This is a genomic window from Dyella japonica DSM 16301 (assembly GCF_001010355.1).
GTDB lineage: Bacteria > Pseudomonadota > Gammaproteobacteria > Xanthomonadales > Rhodanobacteraceae > Dyella > Dyella japonica.
Genome location: NZ_JPLA01000047.1, coordinates 1 through 24,936, shown reverse-complemented (window position 1 = coordinate 24,936; position 24,936 = coordinate 1). Strand labels below are relative to the sequence as shown.

Annotated in this window: 18 protein-coding genes; 10 read left to right on the top strand and 8 right to left on the bottom strand. The window is 63.8% G+C overall.

The annotated features are described in order from the left end of the window. The first annotated feature begins 81 nt into the window (after positions 1 to 81). From Y882_RS15940 to Y882_RS15925, 4 genes are all read left to right on the top strand, one after another. Positions 82 to 987 carry a prohibitin family protein gene (locus tag Y882_RS15940; RefSeq protein WP_046972933.1) on the top strand — a complete coding sequence of 302 codons (906 nt, stop codon included), beginning with the start codon at positions 82 to 84 and terminating at the stop codon, positions 985 to 987. A 164-nt stretch (positions 988 to 1,151) separates the two neighbouring features. Then, on the top strand, positions 1,152 to 2,180 hold the full coding sequence (locus Y882_RS15935) for an AI-2E family transporter (protein WP_046972932.1): 1,029 nt from the start codon (positions 1,152 to 1,154) through the stop codon (positions 2,178 to 2,180). A 353-nt stretch (positions 2,181 to 2,533) separates the two neighbouring features. After that, on the top strand, positions 2,534 to 5,392 hold the full coding sequence (locus Y882_RS15930; RefSeq protein WP_052950070.1) for a TonB-dependent receptor domain-containing protein: 2,859 nt from the start codon (positions 2,534 to 2,536) through the stop codon (positions 5,390 to 5,392). A 414-nt stretch (positions 5,393 to 5,806) separates the two neighbouring features. Beyond that, positions 5,807 to 8,704, top strand: coding sequence for a TonB-dependent receptor domain-containing protein (locus tag Y882_RS15925; RefSeq protein WP_052950068.1), 2,898 nt, complete (start codon positions 5,807 to 5,809; stop codon positions 8,702 to 8,704). Between the two features lie 74 nt (positions 8,705 to 8,778). Here Y882_RS15925 and Y882_RS15920 read toward each other — a convergent pair whose 3' ends face one another. Both Y882_RS15920 and Y882_RS15915 read right to left on the bottom strand, forming a co-directional pair. Continuing rightward, complete coding sequence (locus Y882_RS15920) at positions 8,779 to 10,356, bottom strand: tetratricopeptide repeat-containing sulfotransferase family protein (protein WP_046972931.1); 1,578 nt, start codon at positions 10,354 to 10,356, stop codon at positions 8,779 to 8,781. Positions 10,357 to 10,418: 62 nt separating this feature from the next. Next, positions 10,419 to 12,401: a UvrD-helicase domain-containing protein gene (locus tag Y882_RS15915; protein ID WP_046972930.1), complete on the bottom strand. Its 1,983-nt coding sequence runs from the start codon at positions 12,399 to 12,401 to the stop codon at positions 10,419 to 10,421. Between the two features lie 119 nt (positions 12,402 to 12,520). On the opposite strand from Y882_RS15915, the gene Y882_RS18990 reads away from it, so the two are divergent. The 5 genes from Y882_RS18990 (at position 12,521) to Y882_RS15890 (ending at position 17,061) form a co-directional block, all read left to right on the top strand. Beyond that, on the top strand, positions 12,521 to 13,258 hold the full coding sequence (locus tag Y882_RS18990; protein ID WP_052950066.1) for an SEL1-like repeat protein: 738 nt from the start codon (positions 12,521 to 12,523) through the stop codon (positions 13,256 to 13,258). 92 nt (positions 13,259 to 13,350) lie between these two features. Next, positions 13,351 to 14,145, top strand: coding sequence for a tetratricopeptide repeat protein (locus Y882_RS18985; RefSeq protein WP_052950064.1), 795 nt, complete (start codon positions 13,351 to 13,353; stop codon positions 14,143 to 14,145). A gap of 83 nt (positions 14,146 to 14,228) precedes the next feature. Further along, positions 14,229 to 15,569, top strand: a complete 1,341-nt coding sequence (locus Y882_RS15900) for an NAD(P)/FAD-dependent oxidoreductase (protein WP_046972929.1) — start codon at positions 14,229 to 14,231, stop codon at positions 15,567 to 15,569. Between the two features lie 70 nt (positions 15,570 to 15,639). After that, entirely contained in the window at positions 15,640 to 16,272 is a 633-nt protein-coding gene (locus Y882_RS15895; RefSeq protein WP_046972928.1) for a thymidine kinase, read from the top strand. A 33-nt stretch (positions 16,273 to 16,305) separates the two neighbouring features. Beyond that, the gene (locus tag Y882_RS15890) at positions 16,306 to 17,061 is read left to right on the top strand and encodes a hypothetical protein (RefSeq protein ID WP_046972927.1); all 756 of its coding nucleotides are present in this window, start codon (positions 16,306 to 16,308) and stop codon (positions 17,059 to 17,061) included. A 446-nt stretch (positions 17,062 to 17,507) separates the two neighbouring features. On the opposite strand, the gene mutM is transcribed toward Y882_RS15890, so the two are convergent. From mutM to Y882_RS15860, 6 genes are all read right to left on the bottom strand, one after another. Continuing rightward, positions 17,508 to 18,335, bottom strand: coding sequence for a bifunctional DNA-formamidopyrimidine glycosylase/DNA-(apurinic or apyrimidinic site) lyase (gene mutM, locus Y882_RS15885; RefSeq protein ID WP_046972926.1), 828 nt, complete (start codon positions 18,333 to 18,335; stop codon positions 17,508 to 17,510). 160 nt (positions 18,336 to 18,495) lie between these two features. Beyond that, positions 18,496 to 19,905: an NADP-dependent phosphogluconate dehydrogenase gene (gndA, locus tag Y882_RS15880; protein ID WP_046972925.1), complete on the bottom strand. Its 1,410-nt coding sequence runs from the start codon at positions 19,903 to 19,905 to the stop codon at positions 18,496 to 18,498. 146 nt (positions 19,906 to 20,051) lie between these two features. Further along, positions 20,052 to 20,546 carry a hypothetical protein gene (locus Y882_RS15875; protein WP_046972937.1) on the bottom strand — a complete coding sequence of 165 codons (495 nt, stop codon included), beginning with the start codon at positions 20,544 to 20,546 and terminating at the stop codon, positions 20,052 to 20,054. Continuing rightward, on the bottom strand, positions 20,543 to 21,898 hold the full coding sequence (locus Y882_RS15870) for a GldG family protein (protein ID WP_046972924.1): 1,356 nt from the start codon (positions 21,896 to 21,898) through the stop codon (positions 20,543 to 20,545). Before Y882_RS15870 ends, Y882_RS15875 begins: the two co-directional genes overlap by 4 nt. Continuing rightward, the gene (locus tag Y882_RS15865) at positions 21,898 to 22,683 is read right to left on the bottom strand and encodes an ABC transporter permease (RefSeq protein WP_046972923.1); all 786 of its coding nucleotides are present in this window, start codon (positions 22,681 to 22,683) and stop codon (positions 21,898 to 21,900) included. Before Y882_RS15865 ends, Y882_RS15870 begins: the two co-directional genes overlap by 1 nt. After that, positions 22,680 to 23,435: an ABC transporter ATP-binding protein gene (locus Y882_RS15860; RefSeq protein WP_046972922.1), complete on the bottom strand. Its 756-nt coding sequence runs from the start codon at positions 23,433 to 23,435 to the stop codon at positions 22,680 to 22,682. Before Y882_RS15860 ends, Y882_RS15865 begins: the two co-directional genes overlap by 4 nt. A gap of 175 nt (positions 23,436 to 23,610) precedes the next feature. On the opposite strand from Y882_RS15860, the gene Y882_RS15855 reads away from it, so the two are divergent. Continuing rightward, positions 23,611 to 24,804, top strand: a complete 1,194-nt coding sequence (locus Y882_RS15855) for a DesA family fatty acid desaturase (protein ID WP_046972921.1) — start codon at positions 23,611 to 23,613, stop codon at positions 24,802 to 24,804. The last annotated feature ends 132 nt before the right edge of the window (positions 24,805 to 24,936 follow it).

Here is a 24,936-nt window from a genome sequence, read left to right as displayed (position 1 = left end):
CTTGCCGGACACGGGCCCGGGCTGCGGTTGGACCGCGCCTGCGCCGGTGCCTGTCTTCTCTCTCAACAAGGATGTCCATCGATGCTTCTGATCGAAAACGGCAACATCAACCGCGCCAAGCTTTTGCGCAACATCATCGTGTTGGCAGTGGCACTCGTCCTGCTCATCTCGTTCTGGCCATTCCGCACAGTGCCCACGGGGTCGCGTGGCGTGCTGACGCAGTTTGGCGCCATCAAGAAGATCGAACCCGAGGGCCTGGTGGTGGTGCCGCCGTGGCAGAGTCTGGCGCTTTTCAGCATCCGCGCCGAGGAAGCGCAGATCGACGAAGCGGACGGCAGCACCAGTGACACGCAGCCCGTCAAGGTCAGCCTCACCGTGCGCTACAGCATCCAGACCGATCGCGTGTCCGAGGTGTACGAAAAGTACAGCCACAACGGCGATCTTTCCTCCTACGTGCAGACCGCCACGCAGGAAGTTTTCAAGGCCGTGACCGCGCGCTATTCCGCACCGGACCTGATTGCCAAGCGTTCGCAGGTATCGGTGGACATCAACCTGGCGCTGAAAGAGAAACTCAACATGTACGGCGCGCAGGTGATCAATATCGACATGCGCAATTTCTCTTTCTCCGACACCTATATGCACGCCATCAACGAAAAGGTCACGCAGGAACAGTTGCGCCTTGCGGCGGAGAACAAGGTGAGGACGGTCGAGGCCGAGCAGCGCGCCAAGGTGGTCACTGCGCAGGCCGATGCCGATGCGTTGAAGGCACAGGCCGATGGTGAGGCTTATGCCACCGTGACCGCCGCCAATGCGCAGGCGGAAGCCCTCCGGGCACAAAGCGATGCCCTGGCCAAGAGCAAGGATGTCCTGGAACTGCGCCGTATCGAGGTCGAAAAGATCAAGGCGGAGAAATGGAATGGTGAGTTGCCGCAGCATATCTACGCCAACGCGCCCATCCCGTTCCTTGCATTGGATGGCAACAAGTAAACCTGGGTTCTCGGACACCTCTGAGGGTCTTGCGGTCTCGAGTATGCCGCGGGCGTGACCGGAGCGTGTCTGTGAAAAGAATGGCGGCAGCCCGTTGACGAGGCTGGCGGCCGTCATGGTCTGCTGACAGACTGCACGCATCCCCGTTGCCGGCATGAAGTTGCATGGAACCCGCCTCGATCGTCCGCCCGCCGTCGCCCGCCATCCGCATCACGAGCTACGTGCTGGCCGGCCTCGTGCTGGTGCTGGTGCTGGGCCTGCGCTTGTTGCCCGCGCTCTTTGCCGGCCTGCTGGTCTACGAGCTGGTGCAGTCCACCGCGCCGCTGCTGGGCAAGCGCGTGCCCAGCGACCGGGCGCGTGTGCTGGTGGTGGCCTTGCTGGCCACCATCGTGGTGGGCCTGCTGGTGTTGTTGATACTTGGCGCGGTGAGTTTTCTGCGCAATGAAATCGGCAATCCCGAGCTGCTGTGGCAGCAGCAGTTGATGCCGCTGGTCGAGAAGGCGCGCGAGCAGTTGCCGGGCACCGTGGTCGGCTGGTTGCCGGACAGCGTGGACGACCTGCGCCTGATGGCGCTGGAGCTCACGCGCAAGCATTCGGTGAGCCTGCAGACCATCGGCAAGGAAGCGGCGCGCGTGTTCGTGCACATCCTGATCGGCATGGTGCTCGGTGCGATCGTGGCGCTCAGCCGCGCGCGTCCCGCGCACCAGGTGGGGCCGCTGGCCTCTGCGCTGGGCCTGCGCGCGCAGCGCCTGGCGGAAGCGTTCCACAACATCGTGTTCGCGCAGATCAAGATCTCGCTGCTCAACACCATCTTCACCGCGATCTTCCTGCTCGGCGTGCTGCCGCTGCTGGACATCCACGTGCCGCTGGCCAAGACCCTGGTGGTGGTGACCTTCATCGTTGGCCTGCTGCCCGTGATCGGCAATCTGATTTCCAATACGGCGATCACCATTGCCGGCCTGTCGATTTCGCTGGGCGTGGGCATCGCCGCGCTGGGTTTTCTGATACTCATCCACAAGCTTGAGTACTTCCTCAACGCACGCATCGTGGGCAGCCAGATCCGTGCACGCGCGTGGGAGTTGCTGGTGGCGATGCTGCTGATGGAGGCCGCCTTCGGACTGGCCGGCCTGATTGCCGCACCGATCTACTACGCGTATCTCAAGAGCGAGCTGGAAGCCGAACGGCTGATCTGAGTCGCCGCGCGCATCCGCGCACGCCAACGCAAGAACCGCACACCGTCCGTTCGCCCTTGCGAACGAACGCAGTGTGTTGCGCGCCATCAGCAGCGACCTGCGAATGGGAAGGCTTTCCTGCGATCGCATCGCAACTCTGTAATGCAAGAAAATAGTTCTTGCGCATCAATTATTTGCGAGTTTTACGGGCCTGTTGCGATGCGCCTTCTTCGTGTTAGAAAGCCCAACAGATGATTTCATTTGGGCGTCCAAATGATGACAACACCCGCGGGAGACGGGGACGCCGGAATCGTCGGTCGTGCGCAGATGCGCGTGCAGGACATCCATTCATAGCTTCGATGTAGGGGAGATCCATGTTGAAGTCCAAGCTCACGGCCGCCGTGCTGGCGGCCTTGGCGTTCGGCTGCGCGCCAGCCTTCGCCGCAACTACCGATGCAGGCAGCAGCGCCCAGCCGGGCAGTGCCGCCGCCAATGGTCCAGGCGCCGATCCGGCGCAGGATTCATCCACCGATACCGATGCGCAGAAGAAGGCCAAACGCCTCGACGCGGTCACCGTCAGCGGCACCCTGATCAACAACGCGCAGATCCAGACCGCCGCGCCGATCTACACGATCACCAGCCAGGAAATCAAAGCCCGCGGCTTCAACAGCGTGAGCGAGGTGCTGCAGAGCTCGGTGATGTCCACCGGTTCCGTGCAAGGTCCGCAGGCCAGCGGCGGCTTCACCCAGGGCGCGCAGACCATCAGCCTGTATGGCTTGAATCCCGAGTACACGCTGACCTTGATCGACGGTCGGCCGATCACCCAGTTCGGCGAGCTGTACAACGGCCAGAGCAACTTCACCAATATCTCCAACATCCCGTTGGCGATGATCGACCACATCGACGTGTTGCCCGGTGGTGCCTCGTCCATCTACGGCTCGCAGGCCATCGCCGGCGTGGTGAACATCGTCACCAAGCAGCACATGGATGGTGCCGAGGTGCTGGTGCGCGCGGGCGGCTATGACGGCGGCGGCGGTTCCAGCCAGCGCCTGTCGCTGACCTTCGGCCACCAGTTCGGCAAGCTCGACGTGCTCGGTGCGGTGGAGTTCGACAACCAGTCGCCGATCTGGGCGTACCAGCGCTCGTTCACCGCAACCAATCCCACGCCGGTCACAGTGGCGCGCGTGCTCGACTACGGCACGCTCGATACGTACAGCGGCGCGGTGCAGGGCTATATCAGCCCACCGGACAACTGCGCGGCGATGAGCGGCCTGTTCAAGGGCACCACCGTCAACGCGCATTCGACCGATACCAGCCGCACCGGCACCTTCTGCGGTTCGAACGACGTCTACGGTTACACCACGCTGCAGAACCAGAGCCGCAGCTACGACGGCATGCTCAAGCTCAAGTACAACCTCAACGACTACGTGCGCTTCTACGGCGACGCGCTGGTCGACTGGCAGCAGCAGAAATGGACGCCCGGGTCGGACTACAACTGGTGGGGCCCGATCGACTATCCGGGTGGCCTGATCGAAGACACCAACGGCCACATCCTCTATCCGGAGCGCGTGTTCGGTCCGGAAGAAGTGGGCAACAACTACTACAACCAGCTGGGCCGCCAGGATGACCTGATGTACCAGGCCGATATCGGCGCGAACGGCAGCTTCGGCGATTCGAACTGGTTGTGGGACATCTACTTCGTGCGCTCCGGCGATCGCACCACCTCGAGCACCCCTGAGCGCATGGCGGCGGCGGTGGACGGCTTCTTCGGCAACATCCTTGGTCCGTCGCTGGGCAACGACCCCAACACCGGCCTGAACATCTACAACCCGAACTATGCGCAGTTCTACACCCCCCTGACGCCGGCCCAGCTGGCCAGCTTCATGCAGAACATCAGCAGCGAATCCAACACGTGGGTGAACAACACGCGCGCCACCGTCAGCAACAGCAGCCTGTTTTCGCTGCCGGGCGGCGATGCGGCGTTGGCGGTGCTGGTGGAAGGCGGCAGCCAGGCCTGGTATGAGCCGATCAATCCGCTGATCTTGAACAACGAAGTGTGGGGACTCACCGGCACCTCGGGTGGCGGCACGCGCAGCCATGCGGCGTCGGCGTTCGAATTCAACGCGCCGATCTGGAAGATGCTGACGGTCGACCTGTCGGGTCGTTATGACCGCTACCGGGCGTCGGGCAGCGACACCGGCAAGTTCACCTACAAGGCGGGCCTGGAATTCCGCCCGTGGGAAACCTTGCTGCTGCGCGGCAACTACTCCACCTCGTTCCTCGCGCCCGACATGTCGGCCTTGTACCTGGGGCCCAGCGGCAACTATCAGAACGTCACCGACTACTACCTGTGCCAGACCCAGGGCAATGGTCAGAACTGCAGCCAGAACTACAGCACCGAAGTGTCGGGCCTCACCCTGGCCAATCCCAAACTCAAGCCGACCACGGCCAAGAGCTGGTCAGTCGGCTTCGTGTGGGCGCCGATCAGCAACCTCAGCATCACCGCCGACTACCTGCACATCAACATCAGCAACGAAGTGGCGCCGCAGCCAGCCGACTTGCTGATGAAGGAAAACGCGCAGTGCCTGGAAGGCCAGTTGCCGGCCAATTCGCCCGATTGCGTGGCGGCGACGACGCAGGTGCAGCGTGACCCGTTCACCAACCAGGTCACCAACATCACGCAGTACTACATCAACGTGTCGAGCGAACAGACCGAGTCGGTGACCTCGCAAATCAAGTATCTGTTCAATCCCACCGCGATCGGCCAGTTCAACCTGCAGTTCGACTGGAACGACATGCTCAAGCATGACTACCAGATCTATCCGGGCGGCCCGACCATCAACCAGCTCACCAACCCGCTGTACAGCTCCGAATTCAAGAGCATCACCAGCGGTTCGCTGGGCTGGTCGCTGCACGACACCTGGTCGAGCACGCTGTACTGGCATCGTTATGGACCGTCGCCGAACTACACCGGCCTGATCAACGGTCCGAACTTCCCTGGCGATGCCAAGGTGGCGCCGTGGATCACCTGGAACTGGAGCTTCACCTACTCGCCCACCCGCGACGTGGACGTGTCGCTGTTGACCAACAACCTGTTCAACAAGATGCCGCCCAAGGATGGTTCCTACGCCGGTACGTTCCCGTACTACAACAACGAGAACTACAACGTGTACGGCCGCGAGGTGATGCTGCAGCTGCAATGGCGTTTCGGGGGCCATACCAGCAACGGTTGATGTCTTCAGACCCGACCTGACCCGGCGAGCGGAGTCATCCGCCTGCCCTCGAAAGCCCCGCCAGCCTGGCGGGGCTTTTTTGTTTCCATACGCTTGCGTCGCTCCTGGCGTGCCTGAACGAGCTCCGAGGCTTGGACGTCCGATTTGTAGGGGAATCCCTACAGCGAATTGTCATATTCCTGCGAAAAAAACCCGCTATTTCATGCACTTGCGAAATCGCAAGAAGAAACGGTTGTGTAAAAAATTTGTCCCGTGCTAAACATAAATTTGCGGTTTATTCAGCAAGCCGTCAGCTAAACAAGCCGTAAGCGCTAACGCTTTTTCAACGTAGGGATGTGTCCGGGGGGAGCCGGCACAACTCATGACGCGGCAGCAAACGATCTCAAATCTTTGCTCTTTAGTAGGGGAGACAACATGTTGAAGTCCAAGCTCACGGTTGCCGTGCTGGCAGCCATGGCGTTCGGTTATTCGTCGGTTTATGCAGCAGATGCACCGTCACCGATGCCGCAGGATGCCTCGGGCACGCAAAGCCAGTCACAGGACACGGTTGACGCCAAGAAGGCCAAGAAGCTGGAGGCCGTCACGGTCACCGGCTCACTGATTCCGCAGTCACAAGTGGAAACGGCGCAACCGGTGATCAGCATCACCGCGGAAGACCTCAAGGCACGCGGTTTCACAACCGTGGCCGAAGCGCTGCAACAGGCCTCGTTCGCAACGGGTAGTGTGCAGGGCCCGCAGAACAACAACTCGTTCACCACCGGTGCGCAGACCTTGAGCATGTTCGGTCTGCCCGTGGGCTTCACCAAGTACCTGATCGACGGCCGGCCGATGGGTGACTTCCCCGGCCTGTACAACGGCAGCGACATTTTCAACAACCTGAGCAACATCCCGATGGAGATGGTCGATCACATCGACGTTCTTCCGGGCGGCCAGTCGTCGCTGTACGGCTCTGACGCCATCGCCGGCGTCGTCAACATCGTGCTGAAGAAGCATGTGGACGCTCCGACCATCGACGTGCGTGCGGGTGGCTACAGCGAGGGTGGCGGCTCAAGTCAGCGCATCAGCTTTGCCGACAGCTTCACCTTCGGCAAATTCAACACCATGATCGGCGTCCAGTACGAACAGAAGAAGCCGATCTGGGGCTATCAGCGCGACCTGACCAAGCAGTACTTCACCGATGGCACGACGCCGCCGACCGCATCGCGCGACTATCTGTTCGCGAGCGGTTTGACTGGCAAGTACCTGTTCCTTGATCCGAACAACTGCTCCACGGTGGCTAGCGGCTACGGCGGCACCGAAATGAAGCAAAACCGCGCGGGCAAGGGTGACTACTGCGGCTCTCAGTACAGCGCCGGCTACGCGACGATTGCCAACGACGACAAGACCGCGAACCTCTATTCGCATTCCACCTTCGACGTCAACGACAACCTGCAGCTCTACGGCGACCTGCTCTACAACTACGAAGAGCAGAAGTTCACGTCGGGCAGCAACACCACGTTCTGGGGCACCAGCGTTGCCACCGCCGGCAGTACGGCAGGCTACTTCTGGGATCCGACGCGCAACGGCGGTAACGGCGACCTGGTGCTCGCGCAGAAAATCTTCACGCCCGAAGAAGTGGGTGGTTTCTCCAACATCATGAGCAAGCAGTACGACAGCTCGTACATGTTGACCCTGGGTGGCAAGGGTACGTTCGGCCAGTCCAACTGGGACTACGACCTCGGCTTCACCCACTCCGACGATCAGCTGACCAACCGCGACTTCCAGCGCTTCACCGGTCCGATCGAGCAGTACTTTGCCGATCATGTGATGGGCCGCCAGCAGGGCACGTATTCGGGCTATCCGGTGTTCACGCCGAACTACGCGGCGCTGTACAACCAGATTTCTCCGTCGGACTTCCGCAGCTTCACCGGCTACACCACGTCCCATGCCAAGACCTGGGACAACCTGCTCCGCGGCCAGGTGACCAACCAGTCCCTGTTCCAGATCGGCGGCGGTGAGGCCGGTCTCGCGCTCGTGATGGAAGGCGGCAACCAGGGTTGGGATTCCTCGCCGGATCCGCGCCTGCTGGAGACCATCACCGACGTCAACGGCAATCAGCAGAGCTACGTGTACGGCACCAGCGCCACGCCAGGTGCAGGCCATCGCTCGCGTTTCGCGACCACGGCGGAGTTGCGCCTGCCGCTGATGGAACAGGTCACCATGGACCTGTCCACGCGTTACGACGCCTACAAAGTCGATAGCCAGACCGTGGATCACACCACGTTCAACGCGGGTATCGAGTACCGGCCGCTCGAAACATTGTTGCTGCGCGGTCGCTATGGTTCGGCCTTCAAGGTGCCTACGCTGGCCGATGAATTCCAGCGGCCCAGCGGCTACTACGACTCGGTCACCGACTACCTCAACTGCGCTCGCCTCGGCTTTGCGCCGGCGGTGGCGCCAACCAAGTGCCCGATTCCCTATGACGCCACGCAGTACCAGGGCCTGACCTACGGCAACCCTGCGCTGCAGCCGATCACCGCCAAGGTGTGGAGCTACGGCTTCGTGTGGGCGCCGATCGAGCGTATGTCCATCAGTGCCGACTACCTGCATTGGGATATCAACAACGAAGTCACCCAGGTCGATCCGGACAAGCTGTCCCAGACCGAATACCTGTGCGACATCGGCACGCTGGATCCGAAGTCCGGCACCTGCGCCCAGGCCTTCAACCTGATTACACGCGGACCGGGCAAGGGCAATCTGCTTGGCCAGATCACCAACATCTCCACGCCCAAGCTCAACCTGGCCAACGAGCAGGTGAACGCCGTCACGGCGAACTTCAACTACCTGCAGCCGGTCGGTGCGTTCGGCAACCTGGCGTTTGCGCTGTCCTACTCGGACATCCTCAAGCACACGACCCAGGACTTCGTGATCGATCCGAAGATCGACGTGCTGCGCGAACCGTTCTACAGCACGGACTTCAAGTCCAAGGTCAACGGCTCGCTCACCTGGTCGCTCGACGACTGGAGTGCGACGGCGTACTTCAACCGCTATGGCAGCACGCCGAACTATCTGGCCAGCGTGCTCAACAGCTATGAGGCGCCGGGCACCGGCAAGCTGCCGCCGTGGATCCTGTACAACGTCAGCGTGACCTACAACCCGATCAAGAGCCTCGGTCTCTCGCTGCTGGTGAACAACGTGTTCAACAAGATGCCGCCCAAGGACGACAGCTATCCTGGCACCTTCAACCAGCCGTACAACACGCTCAACTACAACGTGTACGGCCGTGCGATCTACCTGGAAGCGAAGTACAGCTTTGGCGGAACTGCCAAGTAACCGGTCACGGTTGCTTGATTGATGCAAAGACGGCCCCGCGAAAGCGGGGCCGTTTCATTTGAGGCATGCAGCGCTCAGCGCTCGAACCCAACGCCTGCCTGTTCAAGCACCTCGAACAGCGGCGACAACTGATCCTCGTACTTCTTCCAGCGCCGGATGGCCGTTCGATACATGGGTGCGCGCACCTGCACCGCACTTGCGGTATTGACCGGCGCATCGTTCTTCTCGAACTGCAGGCAGCGCTCGTCCCACGGCAGCCCGCAAAAATCGAGCAGGCGGCGCGTGTGCTCTTCTTGCGCGTCTACCAGCGACTCATATTCCACTTCGAGGATGCGTCCGGGCAGCACGCGTCGCCAGTGCGCCATCAGGCGATCGAACAGAGCGAAATAGCGCCCCGTGTCCAACAGATCGAACGAATAGCCGTAGAGTGGCGACAGCTGGGAAAACAGCTGGCGGAAATTGCTCAGGCAGGTGTCGATGGGGTCGCGGCGCAGACAAATGATGCGCGCGTTGGGCAGCGCGTGGGCGATGTGACCTGCATACAGGAAGTTGTGCGGCAGTTTGTCGATGAAGCGAGGGCGCTGCGCTGTGGCCGGCCGCGTACTGGCCAGGTAATCCGACCCCAACTTTACCCAGTCGAGGTTCCCGGTGCGCGCAATGGTGTCCAGGTCGATCATGGGGAAGGTGGTACTGCCGCTGAGGCGTTTCAGTATCGCACCGAAGTTCTGCAGCTCGCCGGCCGAATAGACATCCGGGTGGCTCGAAACAATGCGCTCGACCAGCGTCGTGCCCGACCGCGGCATGCCAATGATGAAGATGGGTTCGTGGCTTGGATCGCCCGAGGCCGCAGCCAGGGGCTCGGGAAACTGCCGCGTTATGGCATCAAACAACGCTTCATCGGTGCGGATGGCATATCCGCGCGCCTCCTTGCCGGCCGACTTGCCCTTGCCCAGGCGCTCGAAGGCAGCCGGGTAATCGCCCAGGTCCTCGTGTTCTTTCGCCAACGCCATGTTGATGAAGGTCTGCGCGTTGACGTCCGTTGGATGAGCGTCGGCCAGCTCCTCAAGGCGCGGGATGTGATTGCTCTCCCGCGTCTGGCGCCGCAGCTGTGCCAGCGTGAGATGCGCTCCCCAAAACGTCGGGTCGATGGCGATGCAGCTTTCCAGCGCCTCTTCGGCAGCGCTCAGATCGCCGATCGCAACCAGCGCCGTGGCCAGATTGAAGCGATAGGGCGCATGTTGCGGCATCAGCGAAACGGCTCCACGGAATGCCGCTGCGGCACGTTCGTGCATGTGCGCCTGGGTGTAGATCACCCCCAGCGTGTCCAGCGTAAATGGGTCCGACGGGCGCAACGCCATCGCCTTGTCGGCCGCCTGCAATGCCTCGCGCGAGCGCCGCACCATGGTCAAGGCCTTGGCGAACTGGGCCGCATAGTCCGCGCGCTCGGGTGCGAGGTCCGCCGCCTTGTGCAGAAATCCCAAGGCCAGGGGCAGTTCTTCCAGTTCCAGGAACGTCACGCCGGTGATGTAGCAGACGTTGGGATCGTTCGGCACCAGGGGCAGCAAGCGCCCCGAGATGGCGCGGGCCTGCTGCCATTGCCTGCGGTTGAACGCGTCGACCAGTTGCGCGAAGAGCTGAGCAGGTTCCGCCATGACGATCCGGCTGGGTATGTGTGTCGTCCGATTCTATGTGACGTCCCGGCGCTTGGGGCGATCTAGCCGCCTGCGAGCATCGCGGCAATTTTTGCCATATGCGATTGCGCCGTTTCGCGCACCACTTCCTTGTCCGCCTCCGGGTCCTTGCCCTGCCAGTGCAGGTCGTCCTGCGGCAGTTCGTGCAGGAAGCGGCTGGGCTGGTTGCTGTTCACTTCGCCGTAGCGCTTGGTCTTGGCCGACCAGGACAGGGTGAGCATTTCCTTGGCGCGGGTGATGCCCACGTACATCAGGCGCCGCTCCTCGTCGATGCGGCCCTCGTCGATGGCGCCGTCGTGCGGCAGCGTGCCTTCCTCGCAACCCACGATGAAGACGAAGCGGAACTCCAGGCCCTTGGCCGCGTGCAGCGTCATCATGCGCACGGCGTTGCCAGGTTCGTCGCGATCGGCATGCGTCAGCAGGGCGAGCTGGGCGGCCAAATCGCCCGTTGTGTTGTCGTTGCGCTGCATCGCGCGGAACCAGTCGGCCAGCTCGCGCAGATTGCCCAGGCGCCGCTCGCGCAGCGTGGCGTCGGTAGTGCTGGCGGCCACGTGCGCGGCGTAGCCGGTGCGTTGCAGCACGGTCTCCACCAGGTCGGCGGCGCTCTGGTGGATGGACGCGCTGCGCAGCTCGTCCATCAACTGCGTGAACGAGGCCAGCGCCGAAGCGGGACGCGGCGACAGCTGGCGCAGCACCGCATCGCTGCGCGCGGCTTCGAGCAAGGGCGCGTGCCGCGTCTGGGCGATCTCGCCAAGTTTCTCCAGCGTGGTGGCGCCGATCTCGCGCTTGGGTACGTTCACCACGCGCAGGAAGGCCGCGTCATCGCTGGGGTTGGTGAGCAGGCGGAAATAGCACAGCAGGTCTTTCACTTCCGCGCGATCGAGAAAGCTCAATGCGCCGGAGAGATGGTACGGAACGCGGGCGAGACGCAACGCCTTTTCCAGCGGACGCGCCTGGAAATTGCCGCGATAGAGGATGGCGATGTCGTGCCAGCGCGCCTTGTGTTTTTCCGCGAGCGTGCCGGCAATGGCGGCGACGCGTTCGGCTTCGTGCTCGTTCTCCTTGCATTCGAGCACGCGGATCTGCGCACCTTCCGGGTGCTCGCTCCACAGCTTCTTTTCGTGCAGATGCGGGTTGTTGGCAATCAGCTTGTTGGCGGCGCGCAGGATGCGCTTGCCGCAACGGTAGTTCTGTTCCAGCTTGATCACGCGCAGGCTGGGCCAGTCCTTGCCGAGCTGGTCGATGTTCTCCGGGTTGGCGCCGCGCCACGCGTAGATCGACTGGTCGTCGTCGCCCACGCAGGTGAAGCTGCCGCGCTCGCCGGCCAGCGCCTTCAGCAGGCGATACTGCGCATCGTTGGTGTCCTGGTATTCGTCCACCAGCAGATAGCGCAGGCGCTCGCGCCACACCGTGCGGCACTCTTCGTCGCTTTCGAGAATGCGCAGCGGCAGGCGGATCAGGTCGTCGAAATCCACCGCGTTGAACGCGTTCAGGCGCGCCTGGTACATCTCGTAGATGGTCGCCGCATCCAGCTCGCGCGGGCTGCGCGCGGCGGCGAGCGCTTCCTCCGGCGAAAGGCCGGCGTTCTTCGCACGGCTCACCAGGTTGCGGATGCCAAACAGCACGTCGGGCTTGATGCCCTTGGGCGCCAGTTCCTTGATGATGCCTTCGCTGTCGTCCGCATCGAGCACCGAGAAGCCCTTGCGCAGCCCGGCGCGCGCGTGCTCCATCTGCAGGAACTTCAAGCCCAGCGCATGGAAGGTACACACGGTGAGTGCGGCGGCGTCCTCGCTGCTGATCAGCTTGGTCACGCGCTCGCGCATTTCCTTCGCGGCTTTGTTGGTGAAGGTGATGGCGGCGATGCGCGAGGGCGCGAGCTTCTTGCGCGCGATCAGATACGCGATCTTCTGCGTGATCACCGAGGTCTTGCCCGAGCCGGCGCCAGCCAACACCAGCAGCGGACCGTCACAGTGTTCCACGGCGGCCAATTGTTGGGGATTGAGCATGGGAATCGCGGTGGCTGGGCGGCGCCCGATGTTAGCAGAGCGCCCCGGCCCAAGGCAGGTTATGCTGCCCAAACCGCAGGCCGCGGCACGCCGGAACCTGCGCATCACGGGAGCGTGAGATGGCCAGACTGGCGGATATCGGCATCGCGATCCTGGCGCTTGCATGCGCCAGCCACGCGTGGGCGCAACAGGCGGCCGACCCTGCCGACATCAAGCGCGACACAGAGCTGCTCGGCGGCATGGAATCGCGCCTGTTCGTCGACGCCCACAGCGACCTGCGCTATCGCAACAAAGGCCAGGAAGCGTATCGCGAGGGCCACCACCGCGACGCCTTCCACTACTTCCGCCTGGCGTCCCGCTACGCCGACAAGACCTCGCAGTCGCTGGTGAGCCTGATGTATTGGACGGGCGATGGCGTGACCAAGGATCGCCCGCTGGCTTATGCATGGATGGAACTCGCCGCCAGCCGCGGCTATCCCGAATTGCTGCGTCAGCGTCAGATCTACTGGGATGAGCTGAGCGATGCGGAGCGCGCCAAGGCGCGCGAACTGCGCCCGACCCTTGAGGCGGACTATGGCGATGCTGTCGGTGCCCGCCGGCTCACGCTCGAAATCGGCAGCATGCGCGCCCGGGTCACCGGCAGCCATGTCGGCTGGCTGGGCACCGGCACGGTGACGTACGGCGACAACGCGGTGGAGGACTTCAGCAAGTTCGACAAGGCGCTGCACATGAGCACCGCCGAATACCTGGATGTGAAGGATCTGCAGTGGCAGCTGCAGATGAACAGCCGCGTCGACGTGGGCGAGCCCGAACGGGTGGAGCCGCCGCCCGCCAACCCCACACGGCCTGCGTCCTGACGTGGCGCAAGGCGCGGCCGGGGCAAAGTCCGCCCATCTGGACGCGGTATGCTGGACGACACGAAGCGTCGCATCACCAAGGAGAGCGTGATATGGCCAAAGCAGTCCTGTGGAGTTTCTGCATTGCCGCGCTGGCGGTCACGCCCGGATGGGTGTCGGCACAGGCGACGGATGCCGCGGCAGCCCAGCCCGGTGATCTCAAGCAGCTGGCGATACTGCAGGAATCGCTGGCGGAACCGGGAGTGGCCGAACACCATTCCGACGTCTATTTCCGCGGCCTCGGCGCCGACGCGTACAAGGCGGGAGACAAGCGCCGCGCCCTGCAGATGTTCACCGCGGCGGCGCGCTTCGGCGACAAGCCCTCCGAAGCGATGGTCGCCACGATGTATTGGAACGGCGAAGGCACGGCGGTCGATCGACCGCGTGCGTATGCCTGGATGGACCTGGCTGCCGATCTCGGTTATCGCGACCTGATCATCCAGCGCGAGCTGTACTGGAACCGCCTCAGTTCCACCGAACGCGATGAGGCCATCGCCGTGGGCAAGGACATCTACGACCACTACTCGGACGAGAAAGGCCGTCAACATCTGGCCGCAGAGTTGTTCCGCGTGACGAGTCAGACGACCGGCAGCCACACAGGCGCCATCGGCAACGGTGTGGTGATGCACTCGCTGGGGGGCATGGGTTCGATGCATATGCGCACCACCGGTTTCATCAACGACGACGATGAGAGGCCGCTGGACAAGTACTACAACAGCGCCGCGTGGTCGACCGACGAGTATCTGGGCCTGAAGGACCTGCAGTGGCAACTGAAGGGGCCACTCCTGGGCACCGTTGAGGTAGGCGCGCCCCAGCAGGTCTCTTCCAAGTCCGATACGCAACCCTGATGCTGAACACGCGGCCGCCCGCGGCGCCATGAGCGCCGATGCGCGGCCATAATCGAACAAGACCATTGAAGCGGGGATGCGACGTGGGTGAAGCGGCTTGCGAAGTGAGAGAGCAGTGCGACGTCATCGTCATCGGCGGCGGCCCTGCCGGCAGCACGGCGGCCACGCTGCTGGTGCGGCGCGGCTATCGCGTCATTGCGCTGGAGAAAGTCCATCATCCCCGCTTTCACATTGGTGAATCGCTGCTGCCGATGAATCTGCCGATCTTCGAGCGGCTGGGCGTGCTGGACCAAGTCCGCGCGCTGGGCGTGTTCAAGCCGGGTGCGGATTTCGAGGCCGACAACGAGTCCGGCTACATCACCTTTGAATTCTCCCGCGCGCTGGGCAACAGCCCGCCGCATGCCTATCAGGTGCGACGGCAGGATTTCGACCAGATGCTGTTTCGCCACGCCGCCGGCAGTGGCGCGGATACCCGTGAAGGCCATGAAGTGCGCGGTGTGGAAGAGCGTGGCGCGCATGACTGGGTGGTGCAGGTGTCCACCGATCAGGGTGAGCAGTACGCCATCCGTGCGCGCTACGTGGTGGATGCCTCCGGTCGCGATGCGTTTCTCGCCGGCAAGAAGAAGCTCAAGCGCAAGAACGCCGAACACCAGAGTGCGGCCATTTTCGGCCATTTTCGCGGGGCGGAATATCGCTCCGGCGAACACGCCGGCAATATCAGCATCTACCGGTTCGATTACGGCTGGATGTGGATGATCCCCTTGCCCGATGGCGTGATGAGCGTGGGCGCCGTGTGCTGGCCCGACTATCTCAAGCAACGGCGTGGCCGCAGCACCGATTTCCTGCTGGAAACGCTGCGCCAGAATCCGGCGCTGTGGAAGCGCATCGAACACGCCGAGCTGATCGACAACGAAGTGCGCGTCACCGGCAACTACTCGTACGACTCGGCACGCATGGCTGGACGCGGCTGGGTGTTGATCGGCGATGCGTTCGCCTTCCTCGACCCGGTGTTCTCTTCCGGTGTCTACCTCGCCATGAGCGGCGCGGAACAGGCGGTGGAGGTGGTGGATGCGGCATTGCGCGATCCCTCCCGCGAGGCGGCACTGCAACGCCGCCTGGAACGTCGCCAGCGCCGGGGCATGAAGCGGTTTGCGTTCTTCATCTACCGCTTCAACGGGTCGATCATGCGCCAGGTATTCAGTTCGCCGCGCAATACCTTCCAGATCGAGCAGGGCGTGATTTCGATGCTGGCGGGCGACGTATTTGACTCGTTCAAGGTCTGGATACGCATACTCGCGTTCAAGGGTGTGTACCGGGCGCTCACCCTGCGCGAATGGCGGCGCTGGAGCGGCGACCGCCACTACCGGCTGGCGCAGGCCCACGCGCAGTTCACCGGGGGCACCACGCCGCTGGACAAGGAATAGGCAGAGCGTCCCAGGCGCTGAAGGCCAGCGGTCAACCGGGTAACATCAGCGCCCCGCCACAGGAACCGTCATGGCCAAGCTTTATTTCTACTATTCGGCGATGAATGCCGGCAAGACCACGACCTTGCTGCAGAGTGCCTACAACTATCACGAGCGCGGCATGCGCACGCTGATCCTCACGCCTGCCCTGGACAACCGCTATGGCGAGGGCGTGGTGGCCTCGCGCATCGGGCTCAAGGCGAATGCCATGCGCTTTGGCGGCGAAGAAGACCTGCTGGCCCTGGTGCAGGCCGATATCAAAGCCCGTGGCGCCTTGCATTGCGTGTTCGTCGACGAGGCGCAGTTCCTCAGCAAGGCCCAGGTGTGGCAGCTGAGCGACGTGGTGGACAAGCTCAATGTCCCGGTGCTCGCCTACGGCCTGCGCACCGATTTCCGCGGCGAGCTGTTCGAAGGCAGCCGCTATCTGCTCGCCTGGGCCGACAACCTGGACGAGATCAAGACCATATGCCATACCGGCCGCAAGGCCACCATGGTGGTGCGCGTGGATGAACAGGGCCGCGCGGTCACCGAAGGCCCGCAGGTTGAGATCGGCGGCAACGACCGCTATGTCTCCGTGAGTCGCGCCGAGTTCAAGAACATTACGGAAGGACACGGCAGGATAGAACTGCAGCAGCCCGTGCTGCCGCTGGGCGAAGGGCATTGAGCGTTTCGCACTCATCTAAGGAATGGTAACGGTATGTCCAAAATCCCTTTTCCCGCCTGGCAACGTCCGCACTGGCAGTCGAGCAACGAAGACATCCTGTTGCAGTTCTTCGTGTTCGGCAAATTCCAGTCAGGACGCGCGCCCTCGCTGGACTACGGCAGCGAAGGCCTGCCCGAAGGGGTGGAGATGACCAGCCATCACCACGCGCAGCTGCGCCAGTGGGATGGCTATCCGTTGCGCGGCAGCGTCGGCCGCATGTTCAAGGACGGCGCGCCTGAAGCGTATCGCCAGGCCATCGACGCACCGGAAGTGCTGGTGATCCGCGGCCGCCTGCCCGACAGCGCCGATACTGGTTATTTGCGCGACACGCTGGGCGTGCTCGCGGCGCTGCTGGACATGGGCGGCGTGGCCATCCTCGATCCGCAGACGCTTAACCTCTACGACGCCGACACCTGGCGCAGACATTTCGTCGTGCGCGATGGCGCGCCGATCCGCAATCACCTGTTGATACTGCGCGATGCGGAGCAGAACGGAAATTACTGGATCCACACGCGTGGCATGCGCAAGTTCGGTCGCCCGGACATCAGCATTCGCCATGTGCCCGAGGCCGATAGTGATCGCGCAGGTTTGTTGTGTGAGCGCCTGGTGGAGTTGGAGGCGCTGGGGGCGCGGTTTGCCGAGGGGCAGGAGTTGGAGGCGGATGGGATGTCGCTGATCGCCACCTTGGGTGGCGGGTTGGAGGATCCGGACTTCAACAATACGTTTGTGGAGTTTCGCTGGCCCGAGTGATCTTTTTCTCCCTCTCCCCTCCGGGGAGAGGGTCGGGGTGAGGGGCGGGTGCTCGCGGGAACGCTTCTATCCCGTCATTCCTGCGAAGGCAGGAGACGCTTTTCAACAGCCGAATGGCTGGTCATCCGCTGAAGTCACTTATCGCTCGGTTGTCGCGCTATCGCGATCTGGCCCGCCTGCCGCGGGCTTCCGTGAGCGATGCACCGCAGCGCTGCGGTCGCGCACAAGGTGCGCTCCTACAAGGGAAACGCCGGCGTGTGGATGGCGGATCAACGTGCCCATCGGCTCTTCGTGTGGGAGCGCACCCTGTGCGCGACAACCTACGGAGCGATACACCCATCCGCCGCGGTCGCGCACAGGGTGCGCTCCCACAGACAGGCAGGCACGTCAGGCGATGGACACGCCTTCGCGCCCCTGGATCGATCCGGCGCCAGCACCAAGCCCAACTACTTCTGACACTTCCCACACCAGAACGTCGACCGCTGCCCCAGCACCACTTGCCTTACGGGCGTCCCGCACACCCGACACGCATCGCCCTCGCGCCCATACACCTGCAATTCGCGAAAGAAATATCCCGGCGCGCCATCGGGATTGATGAAGTCGCGCAGTGTGGTGCCGCCCCGCTCGATGGCCCAGGCCAGGATTCGCTTCACTTCGCCCGCCAGTCGCGCGTAACGTGCGCGCGAAATGGAACCGGCGGGTTTGCGCGGATCGATGCCCGCGGCGAACAGCGCTTCGCTGGCGTAGATGTTGCCGACGCCCACCACGATGGCGTTGTCCATCAGGAACAGCTTCACCGCGGCCGTGCGTCCGCGCGACATGCGCCACAGCAAGTCGCCGTCGAAATCATCGGTGAGCGGTTCGGGGCCCAGGTCTTCCAGCAACTCGTGCGTCTCGCCCGGCGGCTGCCACAGCAAACAGCCGAAGCGTCGCGCGTCGGTGAAGCGCAGGACGCGCGGACCTTCGGTGGCGGTGGGCTCGAGGGCGATATCCACGTGATCATGCTTGCCGACCAAGGCGTCGGGCGGCAGCACCCGCAGTACGCCGGTCATGCCCAGATGCAGCAGCGCGCTGCCCACCTCGGTGTGCAGCAGCAGGTATTTCGCGCGCCGCTCCACCGCGTCGATGCGCTGGCCGGGTAGTTGCGTGCTGATCTCCGGCGGGATCGGCCAGCGCAGATCGGGGCGACGCAGGGTCACGCCGGTGATGCGGCGCCCGATCAGGTGCGGGGCGATGCCGCGGCGGGTGGTTTCGACTTCGGGTAACTCGGGCACTTCATGTCTCGGATAGATGGGGCGGGCAGCGATGGTGAGTACAGAGGGTTCTGACAGTCCGCGGTCGCGCACAGGGTGCGCTCCCACAGGTGATGCCAGTCCTTGTGGGAGCGCACCCTGTGCGCGACCGCGGAGCTACAGGATCGCCTCGATCCGCAACTCAACCCCAGTCGTTATGAAAACTCCCTTCCTTATCCACCCGCTCAAACGTGTGCGCACCAAAATAATCGCGCTGAGCCTGCAACAGATTCGCGGGCAACTGTTCCGCGCGGTAGCCGTCGTAATAGGCAATGGCCGAAGAGAAGCACGGCACCGGCACGCCTGCCTTCACCGCGGCCGCCACCACCTCGCGCAGCGCGTCTTGGTAGTTGGCGGCGATATCGCGGAAATAGCTATCCAGCAGCAGGTTCTTCACCTGCGGATCGCGCTCATACGCATCGGTGATCTTCTGCAGGAAGCGCGCGCGGATGATGCAGCCGGCGCGGAAGATGCGGGCGATGGTGCCGTACGGCAGATTCCACTGGTACTCGTCCGATGCCGCGCGCAGCTGCGCAAAGCCCTGTGCGTAGGACACGATCTTGCTCAGATACAGCGCACGACGCACAGCTTCGATAAATGCCTTCCGATCGCGGTCGAACTTGTGCGGCGCCGGTCCCTTGAGGATCTTGCTGGCGGCGACGCGTTCTTCCTTGAGTGAGGAAAGAAGGCGCGCAAACACCGATTCGGTGATCAACGGCAGCGGGACGCCCAGGTCGAGCGCGCTCTGGCTGGTCCACTTGCCGGTGCCTTTCTGCGCGGCGCGATCGAGGATGATGTCGACCATCGCCTTGCCGGTGTCCTTGTCTTTCTTGGTGAAGATGTCGGCGGTGATGCTGATCAGGTAGCTGTCCAGTTCGCCCTTGTTCCAGTCGGCGTAGACCTCGGCCAGTTCATCATTCGACAGCCCCAGCACGTTGTGCAGTACCGAATAGCTTTCGGCGATGAGCTGCATATCGCCGTACTCGATGCCGTTGTGCACCATCTTCACGTAGTGGCCTGCGCCGTTCGGGCCCATATAGGCCACGCACGGATCGCCATCAGGCGCGCGCGCCGCGATCTCGGTGAGGATGGGTGCGACCAGGTCGTAGGCCTCGCGCGGACCGCCGGGCATGATCGACGGGCCGTGCAGCGCACCTTCCTCGCCGCCGGACACGCCCGTGCCGATGAAGTGCAGGCCCGCCGCGCTCATCTCGCTCTCGCGGCGCATGGTGTCCTTGAAGAACGTGTTGCCGCCGTCGATGACGATGTCGCCCTTGTCGAGCAGGGGCTTGAGCTGTGCGAGCGTGGCGTCGGTCGGCTCGCCGGCCTTGACCATCAGCAGGATGCGGCGCGGCTTTTCCAGCGAGGCGACGAATTCCTCGAGCGAGTAGGTGGGCACCAGGCGCTTGCCGGGGTTGTCCTTGACCACTTCATCGGTGCGCTCGCGATGCCGGTTGTAGATCGACACGGCATGACCGCGACTTTCGATATTCAGGGCGAGATTGCTGCCCATCACGGCCATGCCTACTACGCCGATCGCCTGCTTGCTCATGACATCGCTCCTGTCGAGGTTTGCTATCCCATATGGGGAGTCTGGGAGACGGTGCAAGGTACGCCTGGGTAGGGCAGGAGTGAGTGAAGAGGAGTGAGGAGTGAGAAAAAGCCGCCTTGCCCCTCTCACTTCTCACTCCTCTCCCCTCACTCCTTGACCTTGGTCGCCTCGGCAGTCGCGCCGCGCGGCGTATAGCGCACGGAAATCAGCGCCACCCGATCGCCCACGCGCACATAGCGCTGCGGCCCGGTCACCGAGGTCTCGCCAAATTCCAGGCGCTGGCCATCCAGCGTGAGTACGGCCACCGGGGCGGCCAGGCCGATCTTGGCGGGGTCGAAGTCGTGCAGTGGGCGCCAGCTCAGCACGGCGGCGGAGGCGGTGTCGGCGAGTTCGCCGAGCCGGCCATCATCTGCGCGTGCCGGCGTGCCGTCGGTGCGCCACCAGTGGCCGTCGCGCCGGGTGAAGTGTTCGGTGCTGCCGCTGCCGATGGCAAGCGCGATGTCATGCACGCTGGCCGGATCGAGCGCCAGCAGGGTGTCGTTCGCCTGCGCACGATCCTGCCGCCACTGCCATCCCGCGATCGCGACGATCGCAAGGACACCGGCCACCAGCCACGCCCGCTGTCGCGTCGCCCGCTTCATGCGCGACGTCGACGCCACACGATGAAGCCACCGATCAGCAGCAGCAACAACGGCAGCACGACCAGGAAGCCAAGCGTGACGCTGCTCAGCTGCGCCTGGGTGATCTTGAGCAGGCGATCAGGCGCGCCGCGCGGCGGCAGATTCACCAGGGCGTCGTCACCCAGCAGCCAGTCGAAAATGCGTTCGCCCAGCGCGCGATTGCCGCCATTGCCGAGGAAGGTGTTGGAGAGGAAATCGCCATCGCCGATCACCACTACGCGCTGCTCGGCCTTGTCGGGGCTCGGCGAGAGACGGCTCAAGGCAAAGCCGAAATCCAGCGGTCCCTTCAGCTCGCCGGCGCTGGCGTCGTACTGGATGCTGGAGCTCTGCGCGTTGTCGATCGGCTTGAACTCGGTCCAGCTCTGCGCGCTCGAGCGCAGGAACGGCGCGACCTTCCAGTCGGTACGCGCCGCCATCGCCAGCGCGGACACCTGCGGGAACAGCGTGGTCAGCTGGAAGCCGCGCGTGATCGCATGCTGCGGGTAATCGCCCAGCGCGAGCATGCGCGGATCCTTCAAACCCAGCGCCGCGCCCTGACCATCGACCAGCACGCCCGGCAGGATGCGGATGCCCAGCGCATCGGCCAGCGGCGCCAGATGCAGGTCGTCATTGGTGGGTTCGCTCAACCACAACAGGTTGCCGCCGTTGCTCACATAGTCGGTCAGCGCTTTCACCGCGCCATCGGGCAAGGCCAGCTCGGGGCTCGCCAGCACGACGAGATCGGTGTGCTGCGGCACCGCGGTGACCTGGGCGAAATTCAGCGGCACGGCGCGCATACCGCGGCCTTCCATCTGCGCCATGAACATGCCCAGATCGGCATTGCCCTTGTCGTCCGCGCGACGCTCGCCATCGCCGGAGACGAACGCGACGATGCGCTCGCCGCCGCGCGCCAGGCGCTCCAGTGCATTGGTCAGGCTGCGCTCGGACAGTTCGTCGAGGCGCTGCTCGCGGCCCTGGTAATGCAGGATCAGGGCGCCATCCACCGTGATGCCCAGCTCGCGCATCGCGGCCGGATCCTGCTGCGGATCGACGAAGCGCAGAGTCAGATCCGGCTTCGCGCGCTCATAGCGTTCGACGAAACCGGCCACGGTATGGCGCAGGTCGCCTTGCGGATTGGCGTAGCTGACGATCTCTACCGGACCGTGCAGCGTCGCCAGCACCGCGCGACTTTCAGGGGAGAGGCTGGCGCGCCCGCCGAAGGTCCAGTCGCTGACATGATCGTGGCGCGTGGTGAGATAACCGATGGCGCCCGCGGCCAGCAGCAGCGCCAGCGCAAATAGCCATCCATTCAGATGCCTGAAAAAGCGCGCCATCAGCCACGCTCCTTTTCGGCGGCCAGTCGTTGCGTGGCGAGCGCCAGCGCCACCACGATCACCAGCAGAAACCACGCGACATCCGACAACGACACCAGTCCGCGCAGCATGTCTTCAAGGTGTCCGCTGAGCGCCAGCCAGTTGAAGACACCACTGGTCGCGCCGGCCTTCTGCACGGCGATGTTCATGCCGGCCAGCACCAGGCCGACCGTGAGCGCGATGGTGGCGGCGATCGAAGCGTGCGAAGCGTAAGCGGAACTGGCCACGCCGATCGCTGCCAGCGCAGCGAGCGTGAGCAAGGCGCCCAGCGACGCCGCGGCGAGCTTGCCCCAGTCCAGCGTGACGCCGTGCGAAAGACTCAGCGGCATCGCCAGCGCGAGCGCCAGCCACAACACCAGCCACAACATCAGCGCCAGGTATTTGCCCAGCACGATGCGCGAGGCGGGCAGGCCGGCGGCGAACCACAATGGCAGCGTGCCATTGCTGCGTTCGCCGGCGAGCGAGGACATGGTGAGCAGCGGCACGATCACCAGCGCCAGCTCCACCACGCCAAACGGCAGGATGCCGCCGGTGAGGATGCTGCTCAGCATCGGCACGCCGACCAGATCCGTGTAACCCGGGCCACCGGGCAAGGCGGCGAGCTTGATCTGCCCGGCCAAGAAGCCGCCGAGCAATAAAGTGAAGCGCCAGGCCAGCTGCGCCAGCGTCAACGCGGCCAGCACCCAGGCGAGCGGACGAACAATCAGGCGGCGCAGCTCCAGCCGCGTCACGGCGAGCACCCTCATGCGGCCCGCGCCTTGTCGTTGCCGTCGCCGCCGCGCAGGGCGATATCGAAGAAGGTCTGCTCAAGCATCTTGTGGTCGTCGTCGGTGATGGGGCCGTCGTAGCGCAGCTGCCCCTCGTGCAGGATCGCCACGCGGTCACAGGCTGCCGTGACTTCGGCCAGCAGGTGCGTGGAAAGAATGACGGCGGTGCCGGCCGCGGCCTGTTCGCGGATCACGGCGCGCAGTGCGGCTACCTGCACGGGGTCCAGAGCGTTGGCCGGTTCGTCCAGCACCAGCAGCGACGGTTCGTGCAGCAAGGCGCAGGCGAGGCCGAGGCGTTGGCGCTGGCCCTGCGACAATACGCCAGCCAACCGACGCGACAGCGAGCCAAGTTCCAGGCGTTCGACGATGCGCTGGCGCGCCTTGGCCAGCGCCGCGCCGCCCAGGCCACGCAGGCGACCATGGGCATCCAGATGTTCCAGCACGGTCAGTTCCGGCCACAGCGGGGCACGTTCAGGCAGCCAGCCGATGCCGCGCTGGGCGAGTTCCGGATGCTCCAGAAAGTCCTTGCCGTTCAGTTTGATGGCGCCGCTGTCGGGTGTCAGCGCACCGGCGATCATGGCCAGCGTGGTGCTCTTGCCGGCCCCGTTGACCCCGAGCAAACCCAGCACCTGTCCCGAATCCAGGGTCAGGCTGAGATTGGCGACGGCGGCACGTCCCGCGCGGTGTCGGGTTATGTGATCCAGTTGCAATACGGTGCTAGGCGCGGTCATTGCATGATTGTCAGTGCGGCCCCAACTTCATACAACCGGGAGAGGGCGCCGATGGGCGATACAGCACATTAACTTTGTCGTCGCAAATGGGTGCGACAATATTTTGCTGGTCCATGCTGGCGGGTACGGAAACCCCTCGTTTAGACTGACTTTTCATACACCTGGGTGTTTCCCCATGCTTGATGCAGTACTCAATTTCCTGTCCAACGGCCTGACGCACGCCAGTTGGCTGACCATGCTGATCTACATGCTGGTCATGACGCAGCTCACCATCTTCACGGTGACGCTGTACCTGCATCGCTGCCAGACCCACCGTGGCGTGGACCTGCATTGGTCCATTTCGCACTTCTTCCGCTTCTGGGGCTGGCTCACCACGGGCATGGTCACCAAGGAGTGGGTGGCGGTGCACCGCAAGCACCACGCCAAGGTCGAGACCGAAGAAGATCCGCATAGCCCGCAGATCTACGGCATCAAGAAGGTGTTCTGGGATGGCGTGTCGCTGTACCGCGACGCCAGCGAAGTGAAGGAAGACCTCGAGAAGTACGGCCGCGGCACGCCGGACGACTGGATCGAGCGCAACCTCTACGGCGCGCATCCGTACTGGGGTCCGACCCTGATGCTGTTCATCAGCTTCGCCCTGTTCGGTGTGATCGGCGCTGCCCTGTGGGCCGTGCAGATGATCTGGATCCCGTTCTGGGCCGCCGGCTTCGTCAACGGCATCGGCCACTGGTGGGGCTACCGCAACTTCGAAAGCGCCGACACCGCGACCAACCTCATTCCGTGGGGCTTCTGGATCGGCGGCGAAGAGCTGCACAACAACCACCACGCCTTCCCGAGCTCGGCCAAGTTCGCCCTGCGCAAGTGGGAGTTCGACATCGGCTGGGCTGCCATCTGCGCACTGCGCGCCGTGGGCCTGGCCAAGGTGCTGCGCGTGGCGCCGACGCTCGACGTCCGCCCGAACGTGCACCTGCCGGATGCCGAGACGCTCAAGGGCGTGCTGACCCATCGCTTCGCTGCGATGACCGACTACTACCGCAACGTGATCATGCCGACCCTGCGCGACGAAGCGCAGCACGCCGGCGACAGCATCAAGTCGGTGCCGCGCCGCATGCGTCGCGCCCTGGCCGATGGTGGCCGCTGGCTGGACAGCGAAGGCCGCGATCGCATGCAGGCCGTGCTGGCCAAGCGCCCGACGCTGAGCACCGTGTGTGATTTCCGCAATCGCCTGGCTGCCCTGATGGAGCAGCGTGGTGCCGACCAGGCGCTGAAGGGTCTGCAGCAGTGGATCGCCGAGGCCGAGCAGAGCGGTATCCGCGCGCTGCAGGAGTTTGCGGGTCGCTTGAAGAGTTATTCGGTGGCGAACGCGTAAGCGGGGTCACTGGTTGGATGAAGAGCCCGCCGAAAGGCGGGCTTTTTTTATGGGGTGGGGTGGGGTGGCGCAACAAGCAAGCGAGCCCGCGCTTGGCTCCCTCTCCCCGCCGGGGAGAGGGCTGGGGTGAGG

What these genes read in the sequence shown, in the direction of transcription:
- Y882_RS15940 (WP_046972933.1), top strand. Translation starts at nt 82, where the DNA reads ATGCTTCTGATCGAAAACGGCAACATCAACCGCGCCAAGCTTTTGCGC.
- Y882_RS15935 (WP_046972932.1), top strand. Translation starts at nt 1,152, where the DNA reads ATGGAACCCGCCTCGATCGTCCGCCCGCCGTCGCCCGCCATCCGCATC.
- Y882_RS15930 (WP_052950070.1), top strand. Translation starts at nt 2,534, where the DNA reads ATGTTGAAGTCCAAGCTCACGGCCGCCGTGCTGGCGGCCTTGGCGTTC.
- Y882_RS15925 (WP_052950068.1), top strand. Translation starts at nt 5,807, where the DNA reads ATGTTGAAGTCCAAGCTCACGGTTGCCGTGCTGGCAGCCATGGCGTTC.
- Y882_RS15920 (WP_046972931.1), bottom strand. Translation starts at nt 10,356, where the DNA reads ATGGCGGAACCTGCTCAGCTCTTCGCGCAACTGGTCGACGCGTTCAAC.
- Y882_RS15915 (WP_046972930.1), bottom strand. Translation starts at nt 12,401, where the DNA reads ATGCTCAATCCCCAACAATTGGCCGCCGTGGAACACTGTGACGGTCCG.
- Y882_RS18990 (WP_052950066.1), top strand. Translation starts at nt 12,521, where the DNA reads ATGGCCAGACTGGCGGATATCGGCATCGCGATCCTGGCGCTTGCATGC.
- Y882_RS18985 (WP_052950064.1), top strand. Translation starts at nt 13,351, where the DNA reads ATGGCCAAAGCAGTCCTGTGGAGTTTCTGCATTGCCGCGCTGGCGGTC.
- Y882_RS15895 (WP_046972928.1), top strand. Translation starts at nt 15,640, where the DNA reads ATGGCCAAGCTTTATTTCTACTATTCGGCGATGAATGCCGGCAAGACC.
- Y882_RS15890 (WP_046972927.1), top strand. Translation starts at nt 16,306, where the DNA reads ATGTCCAAAATCCCTTTTCCCGCCTGGCAACGTCCGCACTGGCAGTCG.
- gndA (WP_046972925.1), bottom strand. Translation starts at nt 19,905, where the DNA reads ATGAGCAAGCAGGCGATCGGCGTAGTAGGCATGGCCGTGATGGGCAGC.
- Y882_RS15875 (WP_046972937.1), bottom strand. Translation starts at nt 20,546, where the DNA reads ATGAAGCGGGCGACGCGACAGCGGGCGTGGCTGGTGGCCGGTGTCCTT.
- Y882_RS15870 (WP_046972924.1), bottom strand. Translation starts at nt 21,898, where the DNA reads ATGGCGCGCTTTTTCAGGCATCTGAATGGATGGCTATTTGCGCTGGCG.
- Y882_RS15865 (WP_046972923.1), bottom strand. Translation starts at nt 22,683, where the DNA reads ATGAGGGTGCTCGCCGTGACGCGGCTGGAGCTGCGCCGCCTGATTGTT.
- Y882_RS15860 (WP_046972922.1), bottom strand. Translation starts at nt 23,435, where the DNA reads ATGACCGCGCCTAGCACCGTATTGCAACTGGATCACATAACCCGACAC.
- Y882_RS15855 (WP_046972921.1), top strand. Translation starts at nt 23,611, where the DNA reads ATGCTTGATGCAGTACTCAATTTCCTGTCCAACGGCCTGACGCACGCC.